Genomic DNA, 21,574 nt, shown 5'->3' with positions numbered 1-21,574 from the left:
GGTTTAAGAAATTCATTTTTGATTTTAATGGTATTGGTGAGGAAGGTAATTGTAAAAGAATTAGAGTATCTAAAAACGGACTTAATCGCCCGATTGTAATTGATCTTATGATCAGGGGATAATATTATGAAGCTAATTCCATTCTTTCCTTAACGGATTTTACTGTAACAAAGGCTTTACCTGTAAGACGAGAAATTTTGTTAATGGAAAGACCATCTTTTAATAAACTTACAATATCTTTGTGTCTTTTGATGTAGTTCTCATTTGTCATCACGGCTCCTAACTTTCTGCCTTTGTAGATGCCTTTAGCTTTAGCAATTTGTATTCCTTGTTTTTGCCTTTCTTTTATGGAATCAACTTCTAAGCCTGAAATAGAAGCTAGTAGATCAATAATCATTTTAGAGATTAAATTAATATTTCCATCTTTGGTTAAAAGTTCCATTTGTATATTTTCGCAAAAAATTTGAATGCCATTTTCAATAAACCAATTTAGTTGCTTTTGAATATCTGTCACGTTACGACCTAATCTGTCAATTGAATGTATTACAACATAGTCAATTTTTTTATCCATAATATCCTTAATTAACCTTTTTCCAGCAGGTCTTTCTCTAAAAGGAATTAAACCTGAAACCTCATCGGTGTATAACTCGTAATTTTTATTAACTTGCCTATTAATATTTTGTTCAACTGTGCTAACTCGAATATATTTTGCTTTTAACATATTTTAAATCAAATATTTATGTGCAATATACAAATAAACAAACTTTTTGATTTTCCATATATAGCTAGAAGAATGATTATTCATAATATCAGCTTACCATTTAAGCTAAATCTGTTTGGTAAAAAACCTTGGGAAGTTCCACATCTGGACACCTTGGATCTATGGAAATTTGGGGATTATAAACATTATACTTCATTAAAGTTATTGACCAACATTTTAGGGATTCCTTCTCCTAAGGATGATATTGATGGTAGTCAGGTAAGACAAGTTTATTATGAAGAAAACGATATAGACAGAATTGTAATTTATTGTGAAAAGGATACAGTAGCAGTAGCACAGATTCTGTTACGTCTAAGACAGGAAGAATTATTAGATGATGATGAGGTTGTATCTGTATAATGTATCTTATTTTTTATTTACATTAAAGAGAACCTAATAAAAGGTTCTCTTATATAAAGTGTTTAAGATGTGTCTATTGTAATCTAGCTAGAACGGATTTATTGAGTAATTTTCCATTAGATTTAGTAGTTTCTTGTTGTACTAAACCAACACCCTTAGAAATCCATTGTTTTACATAAAATGTCTGTTTCATACCCATACTCATATTTGTTTCATTGATATAGGTGATTACATAACAATCAAACGATCCTGCAGATGTTTTGATAGTCTCTTTTGATGCTACTTTACGTTTTTTAAGATCTACTGTCATATCAATGCTCATTACACCAGCATCTACTGACATAGTTACGTGACCATCGGGTAATTCTTGTCCAATACTGATGGAATTAGGAATATCAATTCCAGTTCCTTTAATATTGTATTCCATATCCTTGTATTGTTTAAATAATCCTGGAGAAATTATAGATTCAGGATCTAATCTTGTAGTTCCTCCATCACAGATTGCAATAAATTGTGTTTCTGTAATAATTTTTTGTTTTTTAGAATCGTTCATAGACATATTCATTTTAATTTTAGAACCTGACCCTGAAGAGTTCACCTCCAAAACCTCATAGTTTGTTTCAGAAGTTAATTTGTTTTTTTTATTAAAATGATGCATTGTGATCTTAGTCCCTACTTTAGAAGGATAAAATTGACTACAATCATTTTGAGAGATACTATTAGTTGTGATAAGTATTGCGAAAATTAATAAGAGCGTTTTCATAATTATAAAAGGATTTATTTGATTTTAATCTTCGTCAATTGTCCAGATTTCTCCGGATGTTCTAGATGTTATATAACCTCCAAACAACCATAGTTCTTCTCCATAAGCTAAGCACGTATGAGAATGCGAGCTTTCAAAAGGAATAATTTCATCATACCTTGTCCAATTACGCATATCAGAAGAATACCAAATATCTTTTACAACTCTTGATGTATCTGATTTTCCATTAAGAACCCATACTTTGTTGTTATAAACGGTTGCTGTATGTAAATCTCTAGCGCTAAAAATTGAAGATGAAATAGACACTAAAGACCAGTTTATTCCGTCGTTACTGAACCAGATTTCATTAAATCTATCGGTTTCATTTCTACCTCCAATAACGTATAGGGTATTATTAAAGGCTACTGTTTGGTGATTACCTCTAACAGGAAAAGCATTTGCATTTTCTTCTGTCCAATTAATACCATCTGTAGTGGACCACACAATCATATTGGTTCGATCAGATGAAGGACCAATTACGTACATTTTGTTGTTTAATACTGTAGTAGTGTGGGCAGACATATTACCAAAGGGGGCGGTCATTGTTACATTAGACCAAGTAATGCCATCATCAGAGTTCCATATATCAGATAAAAATTCTTCAGAGTTATTTTTTCCACCAATTAACCACATTTGGTCATTGAAAACAGTAAGTGTATGACGATACCTTGCTTCGAAAATATTGCTAGTAACAGATATCCAATTAATACCATTATCGCTAGACCAAACATCACTTGAGTATGTGTCTTCTGCTGTATAAGCGTTGTCACCACCTACAGACCATACTTTTCCTTCAAATACTACCATGGAGTTTTCGGCAAACCCACCCATTTGATCTTCTTGAGTTTTTAAATCAAAAGCCAAAGAAGTATCTGATAAATCATTTGTGATTATGTTGTCGTCTGTATTACATGCTATACTAATAACATATAGAAATACTAATAAAATTTTTGAGGTTTTCATTGCGTTACGTTTTTAAGTTTCCTATTAGTGTAGCGTTATAGGATCAGGTAAACATAATGCATAAAAAAATCGCTCTAATGAGCGATTTAAACTTGATTTTATTTGTGTAAAAGGTTTTAATTTCTTCCGCTTTCGTCTGGGTATAACGTATATACCGGATTACTTTGCCAAAATTCTTTAGTGTCTATGTCCATTATGGTAAGTGGGCCTTTAAAAGCAGCTCCAGTATCCATATTCCAAATACAAGTTGCGTTTACAGGAGTTGTTTTGTTTATTCTGGTCACTGGAGTATGACCAATATAAATTTCATCGAAAAGTAAAAGTCTTTTCGGATATGCGAGATCTGTTTTCTTTAATTTAGGATCGATAGAAAGAGCAGTTTCCCATAAAGTTCGATCCCAATAGAACAATTTGCTAAAATATTCTCGATGTGGTCCATGGATATTCGTGAAACCTGCATGCAGGTATAGTCTATTATGATCATCAATATAATAATTGAGAAGATTTTCATAAAAATAAAGATGAGTGTCAATTTCTTCTTTTGATAAGGATTGATAGGAGTCAATCGTGGCTTGACCTCCGTGTTTTATCCATTCTGGATTATATTTTTTTTCCTTTAACCAAGTATAACAGAGTTCATCGTGATTACCTCTTATGAATACACAATTATGTGTTTTTTGCAAGTCAATAAGAAATGAAACTAGAGGAGCGCTATCTGTCCACCCATCAACATAATCACCAAGAAAGATTAAGGTATCATCAGTTGTTACACTTGCTTTTTTAATTAATTGTTTAAGAGCTTTTAGTGCTCCGTGTATATCTCCAATAACAAGATTTCTACTCATTTTACACTTCTGATTTTAAGAGGACTTGAAGATACTGTTTTACAATATTTTTAAAGGTATTACACAGCGGTTAAATGTTATTTTTTTTGAATATTGTCTAAAAGGTTTTAGATATAGATGATGTTAGATTAGGAAAGAATAAAATATTAGAAAGTTTTATTAGGGTATTTTAGGAGTTATGTGTTTTGGGAATAAAATATAAATAAAGAAAGTCGAAGTGACTTTTGTAAAAACTACCTTATACATGAAAAATAAATTTTTAATTCAATTAACGGTTATTTTATTTCTCGTATTTGCATGCAGCAAAGACGACGATGCAAATTCTGGTATTGAAGAAGAGAACGTTGATATTGATACAATATCTAATATTGATACCAAACTATTGAGCCAAATTAAAAGTGCAGGTGATTTATTTACTGCCACTCAAGTTTGGGATGGGTATAATTTAAAAGAATATCCATTGTATTTAATTCACAAGAATAAAGAAGGAAATATAGATAGAGGAATTCTTATAAATCCACAGTCTATTGTAGAAGATGCTATTTTGTTAGATGAAGAAGTAAACTCAGGATTAGAGGCGTATCGTTATGATAAGGATTTAGAACGAGCTTGGCAACTTATTACAGATCCTGATCAGGGAAATGGTTTGTATGATTTTGATTTTGAAATTGACGGAAAAGGTTATTATATACAGGTATATAATGATGACGATGTGATAGCTGGAGAAAATTTAGCTACATATCCGGGTGGTTTTTTTGACCCATCGACGGTTACAATTGGTGCAATTGATTTTATAATTCATGAGAATTTCCATACGCATCAAGATAATTGGCTATCTAATCGAAATGAATCTGGTACAAGAGTGAATAGTAGAAGAAGTACCATACAATCAGAAATATTAGAGTTAAAAATGTTACTACATCAAATTTTTAAAGGCTTTCCTAATAATGATTTAAATCAAGAAGAGTTAACTCAAAAATTAAAGCAATACGTAGCAATCCAATCGTCATTAGGTGTTGCAAAATTTGAACCTTTAACGGAAACAGGTGAAGGTAGTGCAAGGTACATTGAAAGAATGGCTATACGTGATATTTTTCCTAATCGGGCTAATGAACCTTTTATTAGAGGAACAGTATTAGAAGATGATTATGGAATTACCAATCAAGAAACCATAAGTTTAGTTTTTGATTTTGCTTTAACTTATGAAATAGGTGCTTCAGTGTGTTTTTTACTAAACAAACTGGATAATGAAGCATTAAAAGATGTTGAAAATGGAAAAACTTTGTATGAAATTGCCGTAAACGAGGTTGATTTAAGTCCCCAAGAATTAGAGCAGAGTCTACAAGATGCTAAGAATTCTGTAGATTGGAACGCGATACAAGCGAAAGTACAGCAATTACAATCTTTATAGGATGATCATATAAATCCAATTATTTTAAAAAAAGAAAGATTGTATTGTGATAAAAAAATCCTGATACAATCTTTTAATTAGCTATATCGGATTTTTCTTAATATGCGAATACTTTCTTTATATAAGGAGTATACCTTTTCATCTGCATAACCTTTTAGGTAAGGTTTTGCTTCTTCTAATCTATCTTTTGCTTCATTAAAATCATTAAAATAACATAAAAGATAGGTGACAGGTAGATTAAGAATGTCTTTTTGCTCATTTCTAGTTAATGGCATTTTCTTTTTTAGTTTTTCGATTAAAGCATTGTTACTATTGTATAGATGATACAATGTTTTTCTATCAAATTGTGGAGGTTCAAATAAAATCTTACTTTCTATATCATAACTAACATTGTTCTTAAACTTAATAGTTACTTCTTCTAGAGGGTAGTAATTATATGTTTCTTGCAAACCAAGTTGAACATATTCTATTATTTTAAATTCATCTTCAGTAATAGAGATGCTTATTTCGTCAAACTGGGAATAAAATAATTTTACTTGCTCGTTAATTAGAGCAATATCTACTCTAGAATAGTATATCTCTTCGTTTACATGTTTTTCCTTGGCGGACCAGCATACTACGAAGTATTCTTTAAATACTTTATAAGTAGGATTGTAATCTTTTCTGGAGCTCATAAAATCAAATACTCCATCTAATGTTAATTCAATATTGTTTTGAGCATGACTTTCTATGGACTCAACAATGTCAGAATTAACATCTTTGATTTCTATGTCAAATACTTTAGGCATACTTATACTTCCATCCCTAAAAAAGACACTACCACCATAATATTTCCAGATATTTTTACGCAGAGAACATAGCTTGCCTTCTTGAGAACGAATCGATACTAGTCCAACCACTTTATCACTAGGTAGGTGAGGGAATGGAATGTTTTCATAAGCTACAATAGGAGGGTTCGATAGGTAAGCATTTACGAGATTTTGAATCTTACTGTCATCAAAAAAATCTACTCCTATGATTTGGTTATCTTCATCTTCAACTCCAATGACAATATATGAGTTGTTTTTGGGATTGGAGTTAGAAAGAGCGCATATATGTTTTAGGAATTTAGCCTTACCTTCTTTTTCGCCAATATTAAGTTTGCGTTTTTTGTCATAAAAACTGTTCTCATCATTATGCGCTAAAAGATTTTTTATTAAAAGACGTTTGTTAATCATTCCTCGTACATATTGCAATATTCTTTTTCCCTACATAAACTTAGGTATTTTTATCGAACAGACAATACTCTGAAGATAAAGAAATTATAAACCTTTATTTACAATTGTACTGTTAGCTTGAGCTGTTGGTAAAACTACAAGATCAGAAATGTTTACGTGGTAAGGTCTTGTAACTACAAAACTAATGATGTCAGCAATGTCTTCAGGTCTCAAAGGGTCGAAACCATTATAAACGGTATCAGCTTTTTTGTCATCTCCTTTAAATCTAACATTACTGAATTCAGTTTCTACTAATCCTGGGTGTATAGCTCCAACTCTTATACCATGTTTATTTAGATCTATCAGCATTCCCTTATTAATAGCATCAACGGCATGTTTACTAGCACAATAGACATTTCCATTAGGATAAACTTCTTTACCTGCTATAGAACCAATATTGATAATATGTCCGGATTTTTGCGAAATCATTTTAGGAATAATTGCTTTGGATACATAAAGTAGTCCCTTTACATTTATATCTAACATAGCGTCCCAGTCATCGATCTCTCCAGTCTGTATAGGATCTAATCCATGTGCATTTCCTGCATTGTTAATTAATATATCTATGGTATCGAATTCTCCAGGCAAGTTTTCTATACTTTTAAAAACACTTTCTTTATCTCTAACATCAAAGCAGAGCGTATGGACTTTTACCGTTTTACTTAATTCGGATTTCATTTGATCCAACCGTTCTTGTCTTCTTCCGCAAAGTATTAGATTTATATTGTTTTTGGCAAACTCATAAGCTGTTGATTTTCCTATGCCACTTGTAGCTCCAGTTATCAATGCTGTTTTCATAAAATAGGTAATTTTCATTTAGATTCTTGCAACATTATTTAAAGACTTTCGTCTTTAAGAAACATCATCGCGAAAGGCGATGAAAATTGTTACGTCCGTTTTTTCAGTAAAAAGATCTAAATATACTGTAAAATTTGGGCGTAAGCGTATTTTAAGACAACACATTTAACCTATAATTAACAAGAAGAAGAAAAATAATTTAACAATTTGCAATGCTGAAACATGAATGTTAAATTCACGCTTTTAAAAAAAAGAATAGATGGAAGAAAATAGTTCTATTGATATTGCTTCAATCAATGAAAAAATACAGAAAGAATCTGCATTTGTAGATTTACTTGCTTTAGAAATTAATAAAGTAATCGTAGGCCAGAAGCACATGGTCGAGCGATTACTAATAGGATTATTAGGACAAGGACATATTTTGTTAGAAGGTGTTCCTGGTTTAGCAAAAACCTTAGCTATAAATACCCTTTCAAAAGCCGTACACGGAAGTTTTAGTCGTATCCAGTTTACACCAGATTTATTACCTGCAGATGTAACAGGTACACTAATTTTTAATATGAAAGAAAATGACTTTTCGATCAAGAAAGGGCCTATTTTTGCAAATTTTGTGTTAGCGGATGAGATTAACCGTGCTCCTGCCAAGGTGCAGAGTGCCTTGTTAGAAGCAATGCAGGAGAAACAAGTTACAATTGGTGATGAGACCTTCGGGTTAGATAAACCTTTCTTGGTAATGGCAACTATGAATCCAGTTGAGCAAGAAGGAACGTATCCACTGCCAGAAGCACAGGTTGACCGTTTTATGCTAAAGACGGTGATTGATTACCCTAAATTAGAGGATGAACAATTGATCGTTCGTGCAAATCTTAAAGGTTCTTTTGAAAAAGTAAATCCTGTAGTTTCTGTAGAGCAAATTATTAGAGCTCAGGAAGCAGTAAGAGAAGTATATATGGACGAAAAGATTGAAAAATATATTTTGGATATCATTTTTGCCACTCGTTTCCCTGAGAAATATGGCCTGGAAGAGTTAAAACCTCTTATCAGTTTTGGAGCCTCACCAAGGGGAAGTATTAATATGGCTACTGCTGCTAAATGTTTTGCTTTTATAAAAAGAAGAGGATATGTTATTCCAGAAGATGTTCGTGCTGTAGTGCACGATGTATTGCGTCATCGTATTGGAATTACTTATGAAGCTGAAGCAGAAAATGTTACTTCAGTAGATATTATCAATAAGATTGTAAACGAGATTGAAGTTCCATAGTATTGTCATTCCTGCGAAGGCAGGAATCTCATTATTATTTGTTAAAAAGTATGATTTGATAGATTCCGCATCAAGTGCGAAATGACAAAACAAAAAATGGATACCAAAGAGTTACTAAAAAAAGTTCGAAAAATTGAGATCAAGACTAGGCGCTTGAGTGACCATATATTTGGAGGAGAATATCATTCTACCTTCAAAGGACGTGGTATGACCTTTAGTGAGGTACGTCAATATCAGTTTGGAGATGATGTTCGTAATATAGATTGGAATGTAACTGCGCGTTATAACGAGCCTTATATTAAAGTTTTCGAAGAGGAACGTGAATTGACAATGATGTTGATGGTAGACGTTTCTGGATCACAATTATTCGGAACTAAACAACAATTCAAAAAAGAAATTATAACAGAGATCGCCGCGACTTTAGCATTTTCTGCTACCCAGAATAATGATAAAATTGGATTGATTTTGTTTACTGATGAAATTGAGCTTTTTATTCCACCAAAAAAAGGGCGATCACATGTACTAAGAATTATTAGAGAATTGTTAGAATATGAACCTAAGAGCAAACAAACTAATATTACAGAAGCATTAAAATTCCTATCAAACGTAATGAAAAAGAAAGCAATTGTATTTATGCTTTCTGATTTTATTGCAGATGATTATCAGCAAACGTTAAAAATTGTTGGAGGGAAACACGATGTTACGGGCATTCGAGTATATGATCAGCGCGAAGAGGGTATTCCTAATTTAGGAATGGTTCAGATGGAAGATGAAGAAACAGGAGAGTTACTTTTGGTAAATACTAACTCTAAAAAAATAAGAACCAATTATAGTAAGTATTATCAAGATCGAGTAGATTATTTTAAAGATAGTTTTACTAGAAGCGGTGCAGGTTCGATAAGTAGTAGAGTGGATGAGAGTTACGTAAAGAAATTATTAGGATATTTTAAAAGGAGAGGATAGGCTACAAGTAAGAATGAGTAATTATAAAGTACTAATTAGTAATAAAACATATGATATTCAGCTTTTGAAAAAAGTTAGAAAGATATTATTTATGATCCTCTTTCTTGTTTTTTCTGGATTTCATTGTATTGCACAAGTTGCAACTAGTATTGATTCTACATCAATAAAAATTGGTGAAGAAATTAGATACAAAATGCAGGTTGAAGTAGATTCTACCGAAATTGTAATTTTTCCAGAAGGGCAAACATTTTCGCCACTCGAAGTTATAGAATCCTATAAAACAGATACTATAAAAAATGGAAATAGATTTAATCTAATCAAAGAATATGCGTTAACACAATTTGATTCTGGACATTATACAATTCCTAGGCAAAAAGTGATGATTGGAGATCGATCTTTCTTTACAGATTCATTAAAAGTAGAAGTCCGAGACGTAGTTGTAGACACTACGAAACAGAAGATGTTTGAGATCAAACCCATAATTGATGTGGATGCCTCTTTTTTCAATTGGAAAAAATATTTGTGGTGGATTCTAATACCACTAGCATTGATAGGGTTGATTGTATTTCTTGTTTTAAGAAGAAAAAGGCGAAAAGAGGCAAAGGAAGATGAACTTCCTCCTTACGAAAGAGCAATTTTAGCATTACAAAGAATTGATGAATCACAATTGTTAGAGCAGGATTCTCATAAAGAATATTATTCTCAATTGAGTGATACAGCACGTAAGTATATTGACGAAGAAGTATATGATCATGCGATGGAAAGTACTACGGATGAATTAATAGCTCGACTTGATGAAGAAATTAAAACAGGTTCATTAAATCTAGATAAACATACAATCGAAGAACTTAAGTCAGTTCTAAAAACGGCTGATATGGCAAAGTTTGCTAAATCCAAACCTGATATTGGTACTGCTAAAGCCGACAGGAACGTCATCGAAAAAGTAATTAATGAGACAAAGAATGCAATTCCTGAACCAACTGAGGAAGAATTGCTAGCGGATGAAGAATATCGAAAAACTGTCGCAGAAAAAAAACTAAGAAGAAAAATTATTTTCGGAAGTATAGCTGGGGTTGGAGTAATTGCAATTACATTAATGATATTTATTATTGTAAAAGGGTATGATGTTGTGAAAGATTCAATCTTAGGACATCCAACAAAAGAGTTAGCAGAAACAGAATGGATTAGTAGTGCATATGGAGCGCCGCCAGTTACAATATCTACTCCAAAAGTGTTAATTAGAAATAATTTTCAATTAACCGAAGAACAAAAACAAATTCTAAAAGGAAACGAAACCTTCATATACGGAAGTTTGGTAGGAAACTTTTTTATCTCTGTTTCGACGGTGCAATACAACCAGGAAACAGAAGTGGATTTAAATAAAGTTGTAGAAGGGGTTGTTGGTAATTTCGAATCACAAGGAGCTAAAAATATTACCGTAAAAGATGAAGAGTACGAAACATTGGCTGGTGCAAAAGGTATAAAGGTCTTTGGGAATTTAGAGGTTGTAAATACAGTAACGAAGAAAGAACAAAAAAGCGATTATTTGATGCTTAATTTTGCCGAGAATGGTGGCTTCCAACAGATAATGGTAGTTTATGATAAAGAAGATCGTTATGCTAAAGAAGTTGCCCAACGTATTATAAACTCTGTAGAACTTAGAAACGCCAAATAACTATGTTTGAAAATTTTACATTTGAAAATCCACAGTTCTTTTGGTTGTTTTTAACACTACCTTTAGCAATTGCTTGGTATATATGGAAACGAAATAAACAACAAGCTGAGCTTAAAATCTCCAGTATTAAAGGATTTAAAGTATCAGGGAGTTGGTTGGCTAAGGTTAAGCCATTATTGTTGTTGTTGAGATTAATTGCTTTAGCATTAATCATTACGGCGATGGCAAGACCAAGAACTGTCGATGTATCAACTAAAACGAAAACAACTCGAGGGATTGATATAGTAATGGCGATTGACGTTTCTGCAAGTATGCTTGCAAGAGATTTAAGACCTAATCGTTTAGAAGCTTTAAAGGATGTTGCGGCAGAGTTTATCCAAGGCAGACCAAATGATAGAATTGGATTGGTTATGTATGCAGCAGAAAGCTTTACTAAAACACCAATTACTAGTGATAAGGCGATTGTGCTTAGCGCAATGAAAGAAATAGAATATAATAATCTTTTAGAAAATGGTACGGCAATTGGTATGGGATTGGCTACTTCTGTAAATAGACTAAAAGACAGCAAGGCAAAAAGCAAAGTAATTATATTACTTACTGATGGTTCTAATAATGCTGGTTTTATTGATCCTAAAATAGCCTCAGAATTGGCAGTTGAGTATGGCATTAAAACCTATACGATTGGTATTGGAACCAATGGAATGGCTTTAGCACCAGTTGCTATTAGACCAAATGGATCATTTCAATATGGAAATGTAAAGGTGGAAATTGATGAAGAACTTCTGAAGGAAATTGCAAAAGTGACCAAAGGAAAATATTTTAGAGCAACCAATAATAAGAAACTAGAACAGATATATGAGGAGATTGATAAGCTAGAAAAAACCGATGTAGAGGAGTTTAAGTTTTATAACTATGAAGAAAAATTTAGACCATTAGTGTTATTAGCTGGATTGTTATTGTTGGTTGAGTTTCTGTTGAGATTTACCGTGTTTAGAAGTTTTATTTAAGTAAAAATATAGTAGTTGAAAAAAGGAATCATAATTCAAGGAAGCTCGAGAAGTGATGGTGATACCGGTATAGTAGTTTCTTATTTAAAAGAAATGACAGGTTTTGAAATGGTTGATCTAAATCAAAGAGAAATAAATTACTTTGATTACGATTTTAAAAACAACGATGATTTTGAAATAATTTTTAAAAATATGGTACGGAATTATCAGACGATAGTTTTAGCCACGCCAGTGTATTGGTATACAATGAGCGGAATTATGAAAGTGTTTTTAGACAGAATTTCTGATTATTTATATAAAGAAAAAGATTTCGGAAGAATGCTAAGAGGAAAAGAGTTGGCAATGATTAGTTGCAGCAATGATGATGATAGAGTAAAAGAATTTCCTCTTCCTTTTTCTCGAAGTGCTGAATACTTGGGGATGCAGTATTTAGGAGATATACATACTTGGGTTCAGGATAAAGAACTTTCTGTAGAAATAAAAGAAAAAATAAATGCTTTTGCTTTAAAAATAAAAAATTAAATATACAGCATACTAAACTTTTTTAAGTGTAGTTGGTTGGTATATAAATTACAGTGTTTGCTGTAACTAAGAATAATAAAATGTATCTATTAGAAGAAAAAATATATTTCTGGTTATTATTGGTAATACCAATGGTAATTGTGTTGTTTCTTGGTGTTTTAATTTGGAAGAAAACGGCTCAGAAAAAGTTTGCAGACAAAGAATTATTAAAAAGATTAAGCCCTAATCAATCAATTTTTAAATCAATACTAAAAATTGTGGTTATTAGTTTAGCTTTTGCTTGTTTTATTATTGCTTTGGTCAATCCCAAAGTAGGAACTAAATTAGAAACAGTAAAACGAGAAGGTGTTGATGTCGTATTTGCAATAGATGTTTCTAAAAGTATGCTCGCAGAGGATATTGCGCCAAATCGAATAGAGAAAACAAAGCAATTAGTAACTCAGATTATTAATAATTTAGCAAGTGATCGTGTAGGTATTATTGCATATGCAGCTAGTGCATTTCCGCAATTACCAATAACCACAGATTATGGATCTGCGAAGATGTTTCTACAATCAATGAATACGGATATGCTTTCTTCTCAGGGAACTGCTATTAATGAAGCTATCGAACTAGCAAAAACCTATTATGATGATGAGGAACAGACGAATAGAGTATTATTCATTATAAGCGATGGAGAAGATCATGAAGGAAATGTAGCATCTATAGCAGAAGAAGCAGCTAAAGAAGGCATTAAGATATTTACAATAGGTGTTGGAACAACCAAAGGAGGCCCAATTCCGATAAAACGTAACGGAATAGTCCAATCGTATAAGAAAAATAGTCAGGGAGAAACTGTTATTACAAAATTAAATACGACAATTTTACAGGAAATTGCTAATGAAGCAAATGGCACATACATTGATGGTTCTAGTACAAATGCAGTGGTAGAAAATGTGACAGAATTATTACAAGGCATGGATAAGAAAGAGTTTGAAGCCAAACAATTTGCAGATTTTAAAGATCAGTTCCAATGGTTTCTAGGAGCAGGTTTACTATTGCTATTTTTAGATATTTTCTTATTAGAAAGAAAAACTTCTTGGGTTAAAAGGCTAAACTTGTTTAATGAAGAATAAGTTATGAGCAATAAAATGTTGAAGGAATAAGCTTGTTAAAGCGTGATACAGAATAAAATAAAAACGTTATGAAAAATTTACTGATTATAGTACTATGTTTTCAATTCGGGATTACTTTTTCGCAAGAAGAAGATCGAATAGAAGCTATAGCAGAGGCAGATCGATTTGTAGCGACTGGAAATGAAGTGTTGGTTAAAGATGGTAATTTTCCAAAAGCAGAAGGAGAATATCGTAAAGCAATATCCAAAAATCCGGTAGATCCAACAGCTAAGTATAATTTAGCAAATGCATATTACAACACGGAAAAATATGATGAAGCACACCAACGATATACCGAAGCTGTAAAAACAGCAACTTCAAAAGTAGAAAAACATAAGGCATTCCATAACCAAGGGAATACCTATATGGAACAGAAAAAATATAAAGAAGCAGTAGCGGCGTATAAGAATGCTTTACGTAATAATCCTAAAGATGATGAGACACGATATAATTTAGCACTAGCAAAACAATTATTAGAAAAACAACAAAACGAAGATAAAGGAGGAGGGGACAAGGATAATAAAGATCAGAATAAAGACGACAAAAAAGATAAAGAGGACAAGGATAAGAAAGAGGGCGAAAATAAAGAAGATAAGAAAGAAGATAAGAAAGAAGGAGGAGACGATAAGGATAAAAAAGGAGATAAAGGAGACGATAAAGAGGATCAAAAAGGAGAAGATAAAAAAGATGAAAAAGGTGATCCTAAAGATGATGGTAAAGACAAAAAGGAAGATAAGAAAGAAGGAGATGGAAAGCCTGAAGAACAAAATAAGCAGCCACAACAGGCACAAGGTCAATTGTCTCCTCAGCAAGTAAAAAGTCTTTTAGAAGCAATGAATAATGAAGAAAGAAAAGTACAGGATAAAATAAATGCTAAAAAAGCGAAAGGAACAAAAACAAAAACTGAAAAAGATTGGTAAGCGAATGAAATCTATGCGACTAAAAGTATTACATTTTGATAATGATTATTTTAGTCGCATAGATATCATTTGTTCCTAAAAAGTATATAAAACTGATGAATATAAAATTAATTTTTCTAACACTATTTTTAGCAGTTACCCAACTTGGGTTCGCTCAAGTAAAGTTTGAGGCTAAATTGAGTAAGAAAAAACTGGGCATCAACGAAAGATTACGCGTCGATTTTGAAATGAATAAAGACGGTGATAATTTTACACAACCTAGTTTTAAAGGATTTACTGTTGTTGGAGGACCTAATCAATCCATTAGTAATTCTTGGATCAATGGTAAAAGATCATATGCCAAGACATTTAGTTATTTCCTCTCTCCTACAAAAAGAGGGAATTTTACAATTGGTCAAGCGACTATAGAAATTGATGGACAAACCTATAAAACATTACCAGTAAAAGTACAAGTAACCGCTGCAGTGCAAAAACCAAAAGATGGAAATAATGCAGATTATGTTGCTAGCGAAAATTTACATTTGGTTGCAGAAGTTTCTAAATCCAATCCTTATCTAAATGAGGCCATTACGGTAGTGTATAAATTGTATGTAAGCCCAAGAATACAAATTAGTAATTTAAGAGAAATAGATAACCCAAAATATAGTGATTTTTGGAGTCAGGCGATTAAGATTGGTCAGTTAAAAGTAGAAAGAGGTGAGTATAAAGGAGAACCATATAATTTTGTTGTATGTGGTAAAACCGTGTTATATCCCCAAAAAACAGGAAAGTTAGAGATAGAACCATTAACCTTATCAATAGCAGTTGATGTTCCGACCAATCGTCGAGATATTTTTGGAGGAAAATTGTATTCCACAGTAAATAAAACGGTTGCTGCTGGTACCAGAACAATTAATGTAAAACCACTTCCTATAGAAGGAAAACCAGATGATTTTTCTGGTGCGGTTGGATCTTTTGATTTCAAAATTACTCCCAATAGAACTGAATTGGATGCTACGGAATCGCTAGAAGCTAAGATTTTGGTTTCTGGTAATGGAAATCTTAAACTATTTGATCTACCTAAGTTAAGTGTTCCAAACGGTTTAGAACAATATGAACCAGAACATAATGAAAGAGTAAGAACAAATATGACAGGAATGTCTGGAAATATTTCAGATTCCTATACATTGGTTCCTCAGTTTAAAGGAACCTATCCAATTCCTCCTGTTTCTTTTTCGTACTTCGATTTAAAAACTGAAACCTATAAAAGAATAACATCTCCCGAAATAGTAATTAATGTAAAGAATGGCCCTGATAGTGGAAGTATTGTTACAAATTCAGAAACTACAGGAACCAATAAAAAATTAGTTACTCAAACGGGAAGTCAGTTTAGGTTTTTAAAATTGAATGCTAATCTAGAACCAATTGAGAAAAAACATTTTTTTAAATCAACAGGATACTGGATAGCTCTTACAGCTCCGCTTTTAGCGATTCCATTATTTTTGTTTTTTGGAAAAAAGAGAGAAGAAAGACTAAGTGACGTTAGTGGTAATAGAGTACGTAAGGCAGATAAACTTGCAAGAAAATATCTTTCTGAGGCTAAAAAGAACCTAGGAAATCAGAAAGAGTTTTACATTGCGATGGAACGAGCATTGCATAACTATTTAAAAGCAAAATTACATATCCAAACTAGTGATATGAGTAAAGATCGAATTAAACGGTTATTAAAAGAAAAAGAAGTAGATGATACTACATCTATAGAGTTTATAGCATTATTAGAAAGCTGTGAATTTGCTAGATATACTCCTTCATCTACTACAGCTATGCAGCAGGATTATGATAAGGCGTCTAGAGTGATCTCGGCAATCGATAAACAATTATAAAATATTGAAAGTAGTGAAGAATTTAGTAGTAGTAGTTGTTTTCTTAATGAATATGATTGGCTTTGCCCAGAATGATAAATTATTCGAAAAGGCCAATGCGTTTTACAATCAAGAAGAGTATCAGCAAGCTATTGATGCATATACAACTATAATAAATAGTGGTAATGAGTCTGCAGCATTGTATTATAATTTAGCGAATGCTAACTATAAATTAAGTAATATAGGTCCAAGTATATATTTCTACGAAAAAGCGTTAGAACTGGCACCTAATGATGAAGATATTAAAAACAATCTTGCTTTTGCCAATAATGCTACTATAGATGCAATAGATGTTATACCACAAGGAGTGATTTCTAGAACTATTAATGGTTTTACAAATATGTTTGGTTTTGATATGTGGGCTTGGATTTCGATATTAAGTATCGTTATTTTCGTTGCATTATTTATATTGTACTATGTGACACGTATTTCTTCGAAGAAGAGATTATTTTTTATTGGTTCTTGGACATCTCTAGTCGTTGGTTTATTTGCTATCTTCTTTGCTTTTAAACAATATAGTTTTATTGAAAATAATCAGTACGCTATAGTGTTTGCCCAGGAAACTACTATAAAAAGCGAACCTAATCTTCGGAGCGAAGAAGTATTCGAGCTTCATGAAGGAACAAAGGTTAAAGTGACCGAAACGGTAAACGATTGGAAAAAAATAAAACTTGCTGACGGGAAAATTGGATGGATCCCGGCTACTGATTTAAAAGAGTTATAGCGTTTTTTTTCTAAAAGACTGAATCTTACCTTTTGTTGCGCTGCGCCATAACCATTCTAATGGACCATATTTAAATTTTTGTAACCATACTTTGCTTATCATAGCTTGGAGTATAATTAGTGCTAAAGCAAAAATGACAAGATATATAGTTTGTAATTTTCCAATAAGGCCTACTCCCCATCCAAAGAGCAGGAATGTACCAATAATCGACTGCAGAACATAATTAGTTAATGCCATCCTACCATACGATTCAAAGAAAGTAAAGAATCGGTATCCTCTTTTTTTGTGATATAAAAGAATAAAACTACATAGTATAATCGCAGTCAGAGCAATATTAGACCAATCATAAACATTGATTCCTAATACGTGTAACCAACTATTAAAATCAACAGGTTGTGGAGAAATAGCAAATATTCCTGCTGCTATAGCCATAGCAATTAAAAAAAATATTGAACTTCTTTTAATCCATTTTTTAATTAAGGGGATTTTTTCCTTTGAATGATGGAATAACCCAATTTTTCCGAGCCATAAACCAATTAAGAAATAACCAAAGGTTAGGTAAAATCTTGCAAATAAACCTATCTGAAAATCTATTTTTTGCAACATTCCTTGTTTCCCATTGGTAGCAAATACTTCTGTAATGGTACCTTCTTTTAAAATATTTATATATGCCGTGTTCATTTCACTATTACCATCCATTATTGATGGAAATCCAAAAAGACTCTCATTTCCTAAAATGTAAAATGAAATGAACCGCGGAATACTAACTAAAAATAGCCCAGAAACTAAAAGAATCCATTTATTTCGAATACGATAAAAAGGTATTAGAAAAGGAGTAAGCATAGCATATATAGTTAAGATATCTCCTTTGTAAAACAATTGATGAATATATCCAATAATAAAAAGTAAAAAAGCTCTCCAGAGAAATCGTAACCCAAAATTTTCATTTCTTTTACTAGCTCCATCCATTTGGATGAAAAAACTAAGACCGAAAAGGATAGAAAATAAAGCAAAGAATTTACCAATAATAAAGAATCCAATAATTCCTCCTAAAATTTGATCAAAAACAGTATTAGTTACTTCCATAAGACTTTCTGATGGAGGAGATGCTATATATTGTTCATTCATATGAACTAAGCATACGCCGGCTAATGCAAAACCTCGCAAAGCATCAATAATTATAATTCTATTAGAAGTTTTATTTATCAAAGTGAACTAAAATTACTTCATTATTGTTGTTTAAGCAATATTTAGAAAGTTAAATTGTATTAATTATGCTATAACAATTAAAAGAGAAGGTGATAAAGGATAAATTGTTAAATAATTTTACAATTGATTTAACAGATTTTGAAAGTAATACTTTTATTTTTACAACCCATAAAAATTATTTATGCCATCTATAAAAATAAAAATTGCTAGATTTTTGATTATTTCCGGTTTTCTTATGAATATTGGAAATTACTCATTGGGCTTGCTAGATTTTTATAGAGGAAATATTACTTCTATTAGTTATGCTATAGATGATTCAGAGGAGAAATCTGAATCTAATGAGAAAGACAGTTCAGAAAAAGAAGACTTAAAAGAAAAGGATAAGATTTCTCAATATTTTGATGAGAAACAAACTAAGATATCTGATAATATCATTTTAGATTACCCTGATTTAAGTTACGGAAACTCTTCTGTATATCTAGAGTACATTACACCACCTCCGGAAAACTCGTAAAATCTACATAAAATATATTAACTCTCTTTTTCTTATTGGTAAGAAGAGAATATACGTTTTGATTTGTTTAAATCAATTTCAATTTCAATCACCTGTTTACAGGTAATAACTTAATTATTAAATCATGAGTGTTTTTAAAAATATAAAAAGCGATATACCAGCAAGTATTGTTGTGTTCTTTGTGGCATTACCATTATGTCTTGGAATTGCTTTAGCAAGTGGAGCTCCACTTTTCGCCGGCTTGATTGCGGGAATTGTCGGAGGAATTATGGTAGGAGCACTGAGTGGTTCTCAAATTGGAGTAAGTGGTCCTGCAGCTGGATTAGCAGCAATTGTTCTTGCTGCCATCTCATCTTTAGGAAGCTATGAGAATTTCTTAGTGGCTGTTGTTCTAGGTGGATTAATTCAATTGGTCTTTGGAGTTTTAAGACTTGGGATTATCGGGTATTATTTTCCTTCTTCCGTGATTAAGGGCATGCTTACAGGGATAGGGATCATTATTATTCTAAAGCAAATACCATATTTCTTTGGTATTGATGAAAATCCAGAAGGCGACTTTGCTTTTCTTCAAATTGATGGAGAAAACACATTTACCGAATTATTAAAAACCCTTAACGCATTATTGAGCGGAAGTTTTAATGTTGGAGCTGCAATAGTAGCACTTTTAGGTTTAGGAATTTTAATTCTATGGAGCAACGTATTATCTAAAAAAGGGAAGTTTTTTCAATTAGTTCAAGGTCCATTAGTAGCCGTAGTTATAGGAATACTTTTTTATGTATTTACAAAAGATTCTTCTATAGGGATCACTACTGAGCATTTAGTTTCGGTACCTGTACCGGATAACTTTGATAGTTTTTTGGGACAGTTTGCTTTTCCAAATTTTGGAGTTATAACTAGAGGAGATGTATGGGTTACTGGTTTTACTATTGCTTTGGTAGCGAGTTTAGAAACGCTATTATGTGTTGAAGCTACCGATAAGTTAGATCCTGAAAAACGAGTAACACCTACTAATCGTGAATTATTAGCTCAAGGAGCGGGTAATGTGGTTTCTGGTTTAATTGGAGGATTGCCAATAACACAGGTTATCGTTCGTAGTTCTGCTAATATCCAATCTGGTGGTAAAAGTAAAATGTCGGCAATAATTCATGGATTTTTTCTGTTAACTTCTGTAATTTTAATTCCGACGTTGCTAAATATGATTCCTCTTTCTGTGCTGGCGGCAGTTCTTTTTATTGTAGGATATAAATTAGCAAAACCTTCAACTTTTAAGGCAATGTGGGCAGCAGGATGGAAGCAATTTGTTCCTTTTATAGTAACAATTTTAGGTATTGTACTTACAGACTTATTGGTTGGAATAGGATTAGGACTAGCAGTAGGTATTGTTATTATATTATTTAAAAGTTATCAGAACTCTCATTTCTTACATATCGAAGATAAGAGTAATGGAAAGCATAGGATTAAAATGACATTGGCAGAAGAGGTTACTTTTTTTAATAAGGGAGCTATTTTGAAAGAATTGGATCAATTACCAGAAGATACATATCTTACTTTAGATGTTAGAAAAACTAGGTACTTGGATAATGATATTATAGAGATTTTGGAAGATTTTGCTTATAAAGCCAAAGAAAGAAATATTGATATTCAATTAATATCAGAACGTGGAATTGCGGAAAACCCTGAGAGTTACATTAAATTTTTTAAATTAAGACCAAAAACTACGTAAATTAAAGAAAACATATTATGAAAGCACATACAAAAGAAACACAAGCGGCAATAACACCACAAACCGCACTACAATTATTAAAAGAAGGAAATCAAAGGTTTCAACAAAAGCATATGGCAGATAGAGATCTATTGGATCAGGTTAATGACACCAAGTCGGGTCAATTTCCATTTGCAACAATTCTTAGTTGTATAGATTCTAGAGTTTCTTCAGAGTTAATTTTTGACCAAGGAATAGGAGATATTTTTAGTGCAAGAGTAGCAGGTAATTTTGTGAATGAGGATATTTTAGGAAGTATGGAATTTGCTTGTAAACTTGCAGGAACTAAATTAGTACTGGTTTTAGGACATACAGCTTGTGGAGCGGTAAAAGGAGCTTGTGATGATGCTAAGTTAGGAAACCTTACAGCTTTATTAAGTAAAATAAAGCCTGCGGTAGCTGCTGTTACAGAACCATCTGATCCAGCGAAAAGAAATTCAAAAAATATAGATTTTGTAAATGAAGTTGCTGAACAAAATGTTAATATGACAATTCAAAATATTAAGGATCAGAGTGAAGTTCTTAAGGAAATGGAAGCTAATGGCGAGATTATGATTATAGGAGGGATGTATGACATCAACGATGGAAGTGTAACTTTTTATGAGAATTAGGATACGCTAATAATTTATATATAAAGCCGACATCATTAAGTGTCGGCTTTTTTGTTTTATTTTTAATAGTTTTACATCAGTATTGAGTAAAAAGATATATTTTATTTAACCATATTACAAAGAAGAGCAAGCCAAAGTTATTTTTTAATACCTTAT

General features: G+C 32.0%; 20 protein-coding genes and 1 pseudogene. 14 read left to right on the top strand and 7 right to left on the bottom strand.

All coding sequences use genetic code 11. From position 1 onward, the window contains the following. Positions 1-124 precede the first annotated feature (124 nt). Positions 125-721 (bottom strand): recombinase family protein, encoded by a 597-nt coding sequence (locus tag NMK29_RS20145; RefSeq protein ID WP_108802767.1) that lies wholly within the window; start codon positions 719-721, stop codon positions 125-127. Positions 722-760: 39 nt separating this feature from the next. On the opposite strand from NMK29_RS20145, the pseudogene NMK29_RS20140 reads away from it, so the two are divergent. After that, positions 761-1,120 (top strand): annotated as a pseudogene (locus NMK29_RS20140) (ribonuclease H-like domain-containing protein); the annotation flags it as partial. 73 nt (positions 1,121-1,193) lie between these two features. Here NMK29_RS20140 and NMK29_RS20135 read toward each other — a convergent pair. The 3 genes from NMK29_RS20135 to NMK29_RS20125 all read right to left on the bottom strand — a co-directional run bounded on the left by NMK29_RS20135 (position 1,194) and on the right by NMK29_RS20125 (position 3,730). Next, positions 1,194-1,883, bottom strand: coding sequence for a hypothetical protein (locus NMK29_RS20135; protein ID WP_108802768.1), 690 nt, complete (start codon positions 1,881-1,883; stop codon positions 1,194-1,196). A 24-nt stretch (positions 1,884-1,907) separates the two neighbouring features. Then, positions 1,908-2,885, bottom strand: coding sequence for a kelch repeat-containing protein (locus NMK29_RS20130; protein ID WP_108802769.1), 978 nt, complete (start codon positions 2,883-2,885; stop codon positions 1,908-1,910). A gap of 116 nt (positions 2,886-3,001) precedes the next feature. Next, the gene (locus NMK29_RS20125; protein ID WP_108802770.1) at positions 3,002-3,730 is read right to left on the bottom strand and encodes a metallophosphoesterase; all 729 of its coding nucleotides are present in this window, start codon (positions 3,728-3,730) and stop codon (positions 3,002-3,004) included. Positions 3,731-3,974: 244 nt separating this feature from the next. Between NMK29_RS20125 and NMK29_RS20120 the strand changes: the two genes are divergently transcribed. Continuing rightward, entirely contained in the window at positions 3,975-5,141 is a 1,167-nt protein-coding gene (locus tag NMK29_RS20120) for a hypothetical protein (RefSeq protein ID WP_108802771.1), read from the top strand. Between the two features lie 77 nt (positions 5,142-5,218). Here the strand turns inward: NMK29_RS20120 and NMK29_RS20115 are convergent, their stop codons facing one another. After that, entirely contained in the window at positions 5,219-6,358 is a 1,140-nt protein-coding gene (locus NMK29_RS20115; protein ID WP_108802772.1) for an ATP-binding protein, read from the bottom strand. 84 nt (positions 6,359-6,442) lie between these two features. Continuing rightward, positions 6,443-7,195 (bottom strand): SDR family NAD(P)-dependent oxidoreductase, encoded by a 753-nt coding sequence (locus NMK29_RS20110; RefSeq protein ID WP_108802847.1) that lies wholly within the window; start codon positions 7,193-7,195, stop codon positions 6,443-6,445. 259 nt (positions 7,196-7,454) lie between these two features. On the opposite strand from NMK29_RS20110, the gene NMK29_RS20105 reads away from it, so the two are divergent. From NMK29_RS20105 to NMK29_RS20065, 9 genes are all read left to right on the top strand, one after another. Then, positions 7,455-8,456: a MoxR family ATPase gene (locus NMK29_RS20105; RefSeq protein ID WP_108802773.1), complete on the top strand. Its 1,002-nt coding sequence runs from the start codon at positions 7,455-7,457 to the stop codon at positions 8,454-8,456. A 96-nt stretch (positions 8,457-8,552) separates the two neighbouring features. Continuing rightward, on the top strand, positions 8,553-9,419 hold the full coding sequence (locus NMK29_RS20100) for a DUF58 domain-containing protein (RefSeq protein ID WP_108802848.1): 867 nt from the start codon (positions 8,553-8,555) through the stop codon (positions 9,417-9,419). A gap of 91 nt (positions 9,420-9,510) precedes the next feature. Beyond that, positions 9,511-11,094, top strand: coding sequence for a DUF4381 domain-containing protein (locus NMK29_RS20095; RefSeq protein WP_159092162.1), 1,584 nt, complete (start codon positions 9,511-9,513; stop codon positions 11,092-11,094). Positions 11,095-11,096: 2 nt separating this feature from the next. Beyond that, complete coding sequence (locus NMK29_RS20090) at positions 11,097-12,101, top strand: VWA domain-containing protein (protein WP_027394331.1); 1,005 nt, start codon at positions 11,097-11,099, stop codon at positions 12,099-12,101. Between the two features lie 15 nt (positions 12,102-12,116). Then, positions 12,117-12,623 carry a flavodoxin family protein gene (locus NMK29_RS20085; RefSeq protein WP_108802775.1) on the top strand — a complete coding sequence of 169 codons (507 nt, stop codon included), beginning with the start codon at positions 12,117-12,119 and terminating at the stop codon, positions 12,621-12,623. 80 nt (positions 12,624-12,703) lie between these two features. After that, positions 12,704-13,738, top strand: a complete 1,035-nt coding sequence (locus tag NMK29_RS20080) for a VWA domain-containing protein (protein WP_108802849.1) — start codon at positions 12,704-12,706, stop codon at positions 13,736-13,738. Between the two features lie 68 nt (positions 13,739-13,806). Continuing rightward, the gene (locus tag NMK29_RS20075) at positions 13,807-14,697 is read left to right on the top strand and encodes a tetratricopeptide repeat protein (protein ID WP_108802776.1); all 891 of its coding nucleotides are present in this window, start codon (positions 13,807-13,809) and stop codon (positions 14,695-14,697) included. Between the two features lie 95 nt (positions 14,698-14,792). After that, the gene (locus tag NMK29_RS20070; protein ID WP_108802777.1) at positions 14,793-16,559 is read left to right on the top strand and encodes a BatD family protein; all 1,767 of its coding nucleotides are present in this window, start codon (positions 14,793-14,795) and stop codon (positions 16,557-16,559) included. Positions 16,560-16,572: 13 nt separating this feature from the next. Further along, a complete protein-coding gene (locus NMK29_RS20065; RefSeq protein WP_108802850.1) occupies positions 16,573-17,322 on the top strand; it encodes an SH3 domain-containing protein in 750 nt (249 codons plus the stop codon). Here the strand turns inward: NMK29_RS20065 and NMK29_RS20060 are convergent. Further along, positions 17,317-18,531, bottom strand: a complete 1,215-nt coding sequence (locus NMK29_RS20060) for a DUF418 domain-containing protein (protein ID WP_159092163.1) — start codon at positions 18,529-18,531, stop codon at positions 17,317-17,319. The two genes, NMK29_RS20065 and NMK29_RS20060, sit on opposite strands and share 6 nt — an antisense overlap. Before the next feature lie 181 nt (positions 18,532-18,712). On the opposite strand from NMK29_RS20060, the gene NMK29_RS20055 reads away from it, so the two are divergent. The 3 genes from NMK29_RS20055 (at position 18,713) to NMK29_RS20045 (ending at position 21,418) form a co-directional block, all read left to right on the top strand. Beyond that, positions 18,713-19,045: a hypothetical protein gene (locus NMK29_RS20055; protein ID WP_108802779.1), complete on the top strand. Its 333-nt coding sequence runs from the start codon at positions 18,713-18,715 to the stop codon at positions 19,043-19,045. Between the two features lie 124 nt (positions 19,046-19,169). Further along, the gene (locus NMK29_RS20050) at positions 19,170-20,768 is read left to right on the top strand and encodes a SulP family inorganic anion transporter (RefSeq protein ID WP_108802780.1); all 1,599 of its coding nucleotides are present in this window, start codon (positions 19,170-19,172) and stop codon (positions 20,766-20,768) included. Positions 20,769-20,785: 17 nt separating this feature from the next. Then, a complete protein-coding gene (locus NMK29_RS20045) occupies positions 20,786-21,418 on the top strand; it encodes a carbonic anhydrase family protein (protein ID WP_108802781.1) in 633 nt (210 codons plus the stop codon). The last annotated feature ends 156 nt before the right edge of the window (positions 21,419-21,574 follow it).

Origin of the sequence: Aquimarina sp. Aq107 (assembly GCF_943733665.1) — a bacterium.
In the GTDB taxonomy this organism is placed as follows: domain Bacteria; phylum Bacteroidota; class Bacteroidia; order Flavobacteriales; family Flavobacteriaceae; genus Aquimarina.
Note: the sequence above shows the minus strand (reverse complement) of the source record. Positions and strands in the feature narration are given on the sequence as shown.

Bases quoted from the DNA above. Each gene is read 5' to 3' on its own strand.
- NMK29_RS20145 (WP_108802767.1), bottom strand. From the start codon at position 721: ATGTTAAAAGCAAAATATATTCGAGTTAGCACAGTTGAACAAAATATT.
- NMK29_RS20135 (WP_108802768.1), bottom strand. From the start codon at position 1,883: ATGAAAACGCTCTTATTAATTTTCGCAATACTTATCACAACTAATAGT.
- NMK29_RS20130 (WP_108802769.1), bottom strand. From the start codon at position 2,885: ATGAAAACCTCAAAAATTTTATTAGTATTTCTATATGTTATTAGTATA.
- NMK29_RS20125 (WP_108802770.1), bottom strand. From the start codon at position 3,730: ATGAGTAGAAATCTTGTTATTGGAGATATACACGGAGCACTAAAAGCT.
- NMK29_RS20120 (WP_108802771.1), top strand. From the start codon at position 3,975: ATGAAAAATAAATTTTTAATTCAATTAACGGTTATTTTATTTCTCGTA.
- NMK29_RS20115 (WP_108802772.1), bottom strand. From the start codon at position 6,358: ATGATTAACAAACGTCTTTTAATAAAAAATCTTTTAGCGCATAATGAT.
- NMK29_RS20110 (WP_108802847.1), bottom strand. From the start codon at position 7,195: ATGAAAACAGCATTGATAACTGGAGCTACAAGTGGCATAGGAAAATCA.
- NMK29_RS20105 (WP_108802773.1), top strand. From the start codon at position 7,455: ATGGAAGAAAATAGTTCTATTGATATTGCTTCAATCAATGAAAAAATA.
- NMK29_RS20100 (WP_108802848.1), top strand. From the start codon at position 8,553: ATGGATACCAAAGAGTTACTAAAAAAAGTTCGAAAAATTGAGATCAAG.
- NMK29_RS20095 (WP_159092162.1), top strand. From the start codon at position 9,511: ATGATCCTCTTTCTTGTTTTTTCTGGATTTCATTGTATTGCACAAGTT.
- NMK29_RS20090 (WP_027394331.1), top strand. From the start codon at position 11,097: ATGTTTGAAAATTTTACATTTGAAAATCCACAGTTCTTTTGGTTGTTT.
- NMK29_RS20080 (WP_108802849.1), top strand. From the start codon at position 12,704: ATGTATCTATTAGAAGAAAAAATATATTTCTGGTTATTATTGGTAATA.
- NMK29_RS20075 (WP_108802776.1), top strand. From the start codon at position 13,807: ATGAAAAATTTACTGATTATAGTACTATGTTTTCAATTCGGGATTACT.
- NMK29_RS20070 (WP_108802777.1), top strand. From the start codon at position 14,793: ATGAATATAAAATTAATTTTTCTAACACTATTTTTAGCAGTTACCCAA.
- NMK29_RS20055 (WP_108802779.1), top strand. From the start codon at position 18,713: ATGCCATCTATAAAAATAAAAATTGCTAGATTTTTGATTATTTCCGGT.
- NMK29_RS20050 (WP_108802780.1), top strand. From the start codon at position 19,170: ATGAGTGTTTTTAAAAATATAAAAAGCGATATACCAGCAAGTATTGTT.
- NMK29_RS20045 (WP_108802781.1), top strand. From the start codon at position 20,786: ATGAAAGCACATACAAAAGAAACACAAGCGGCAATAACACCACAAACC.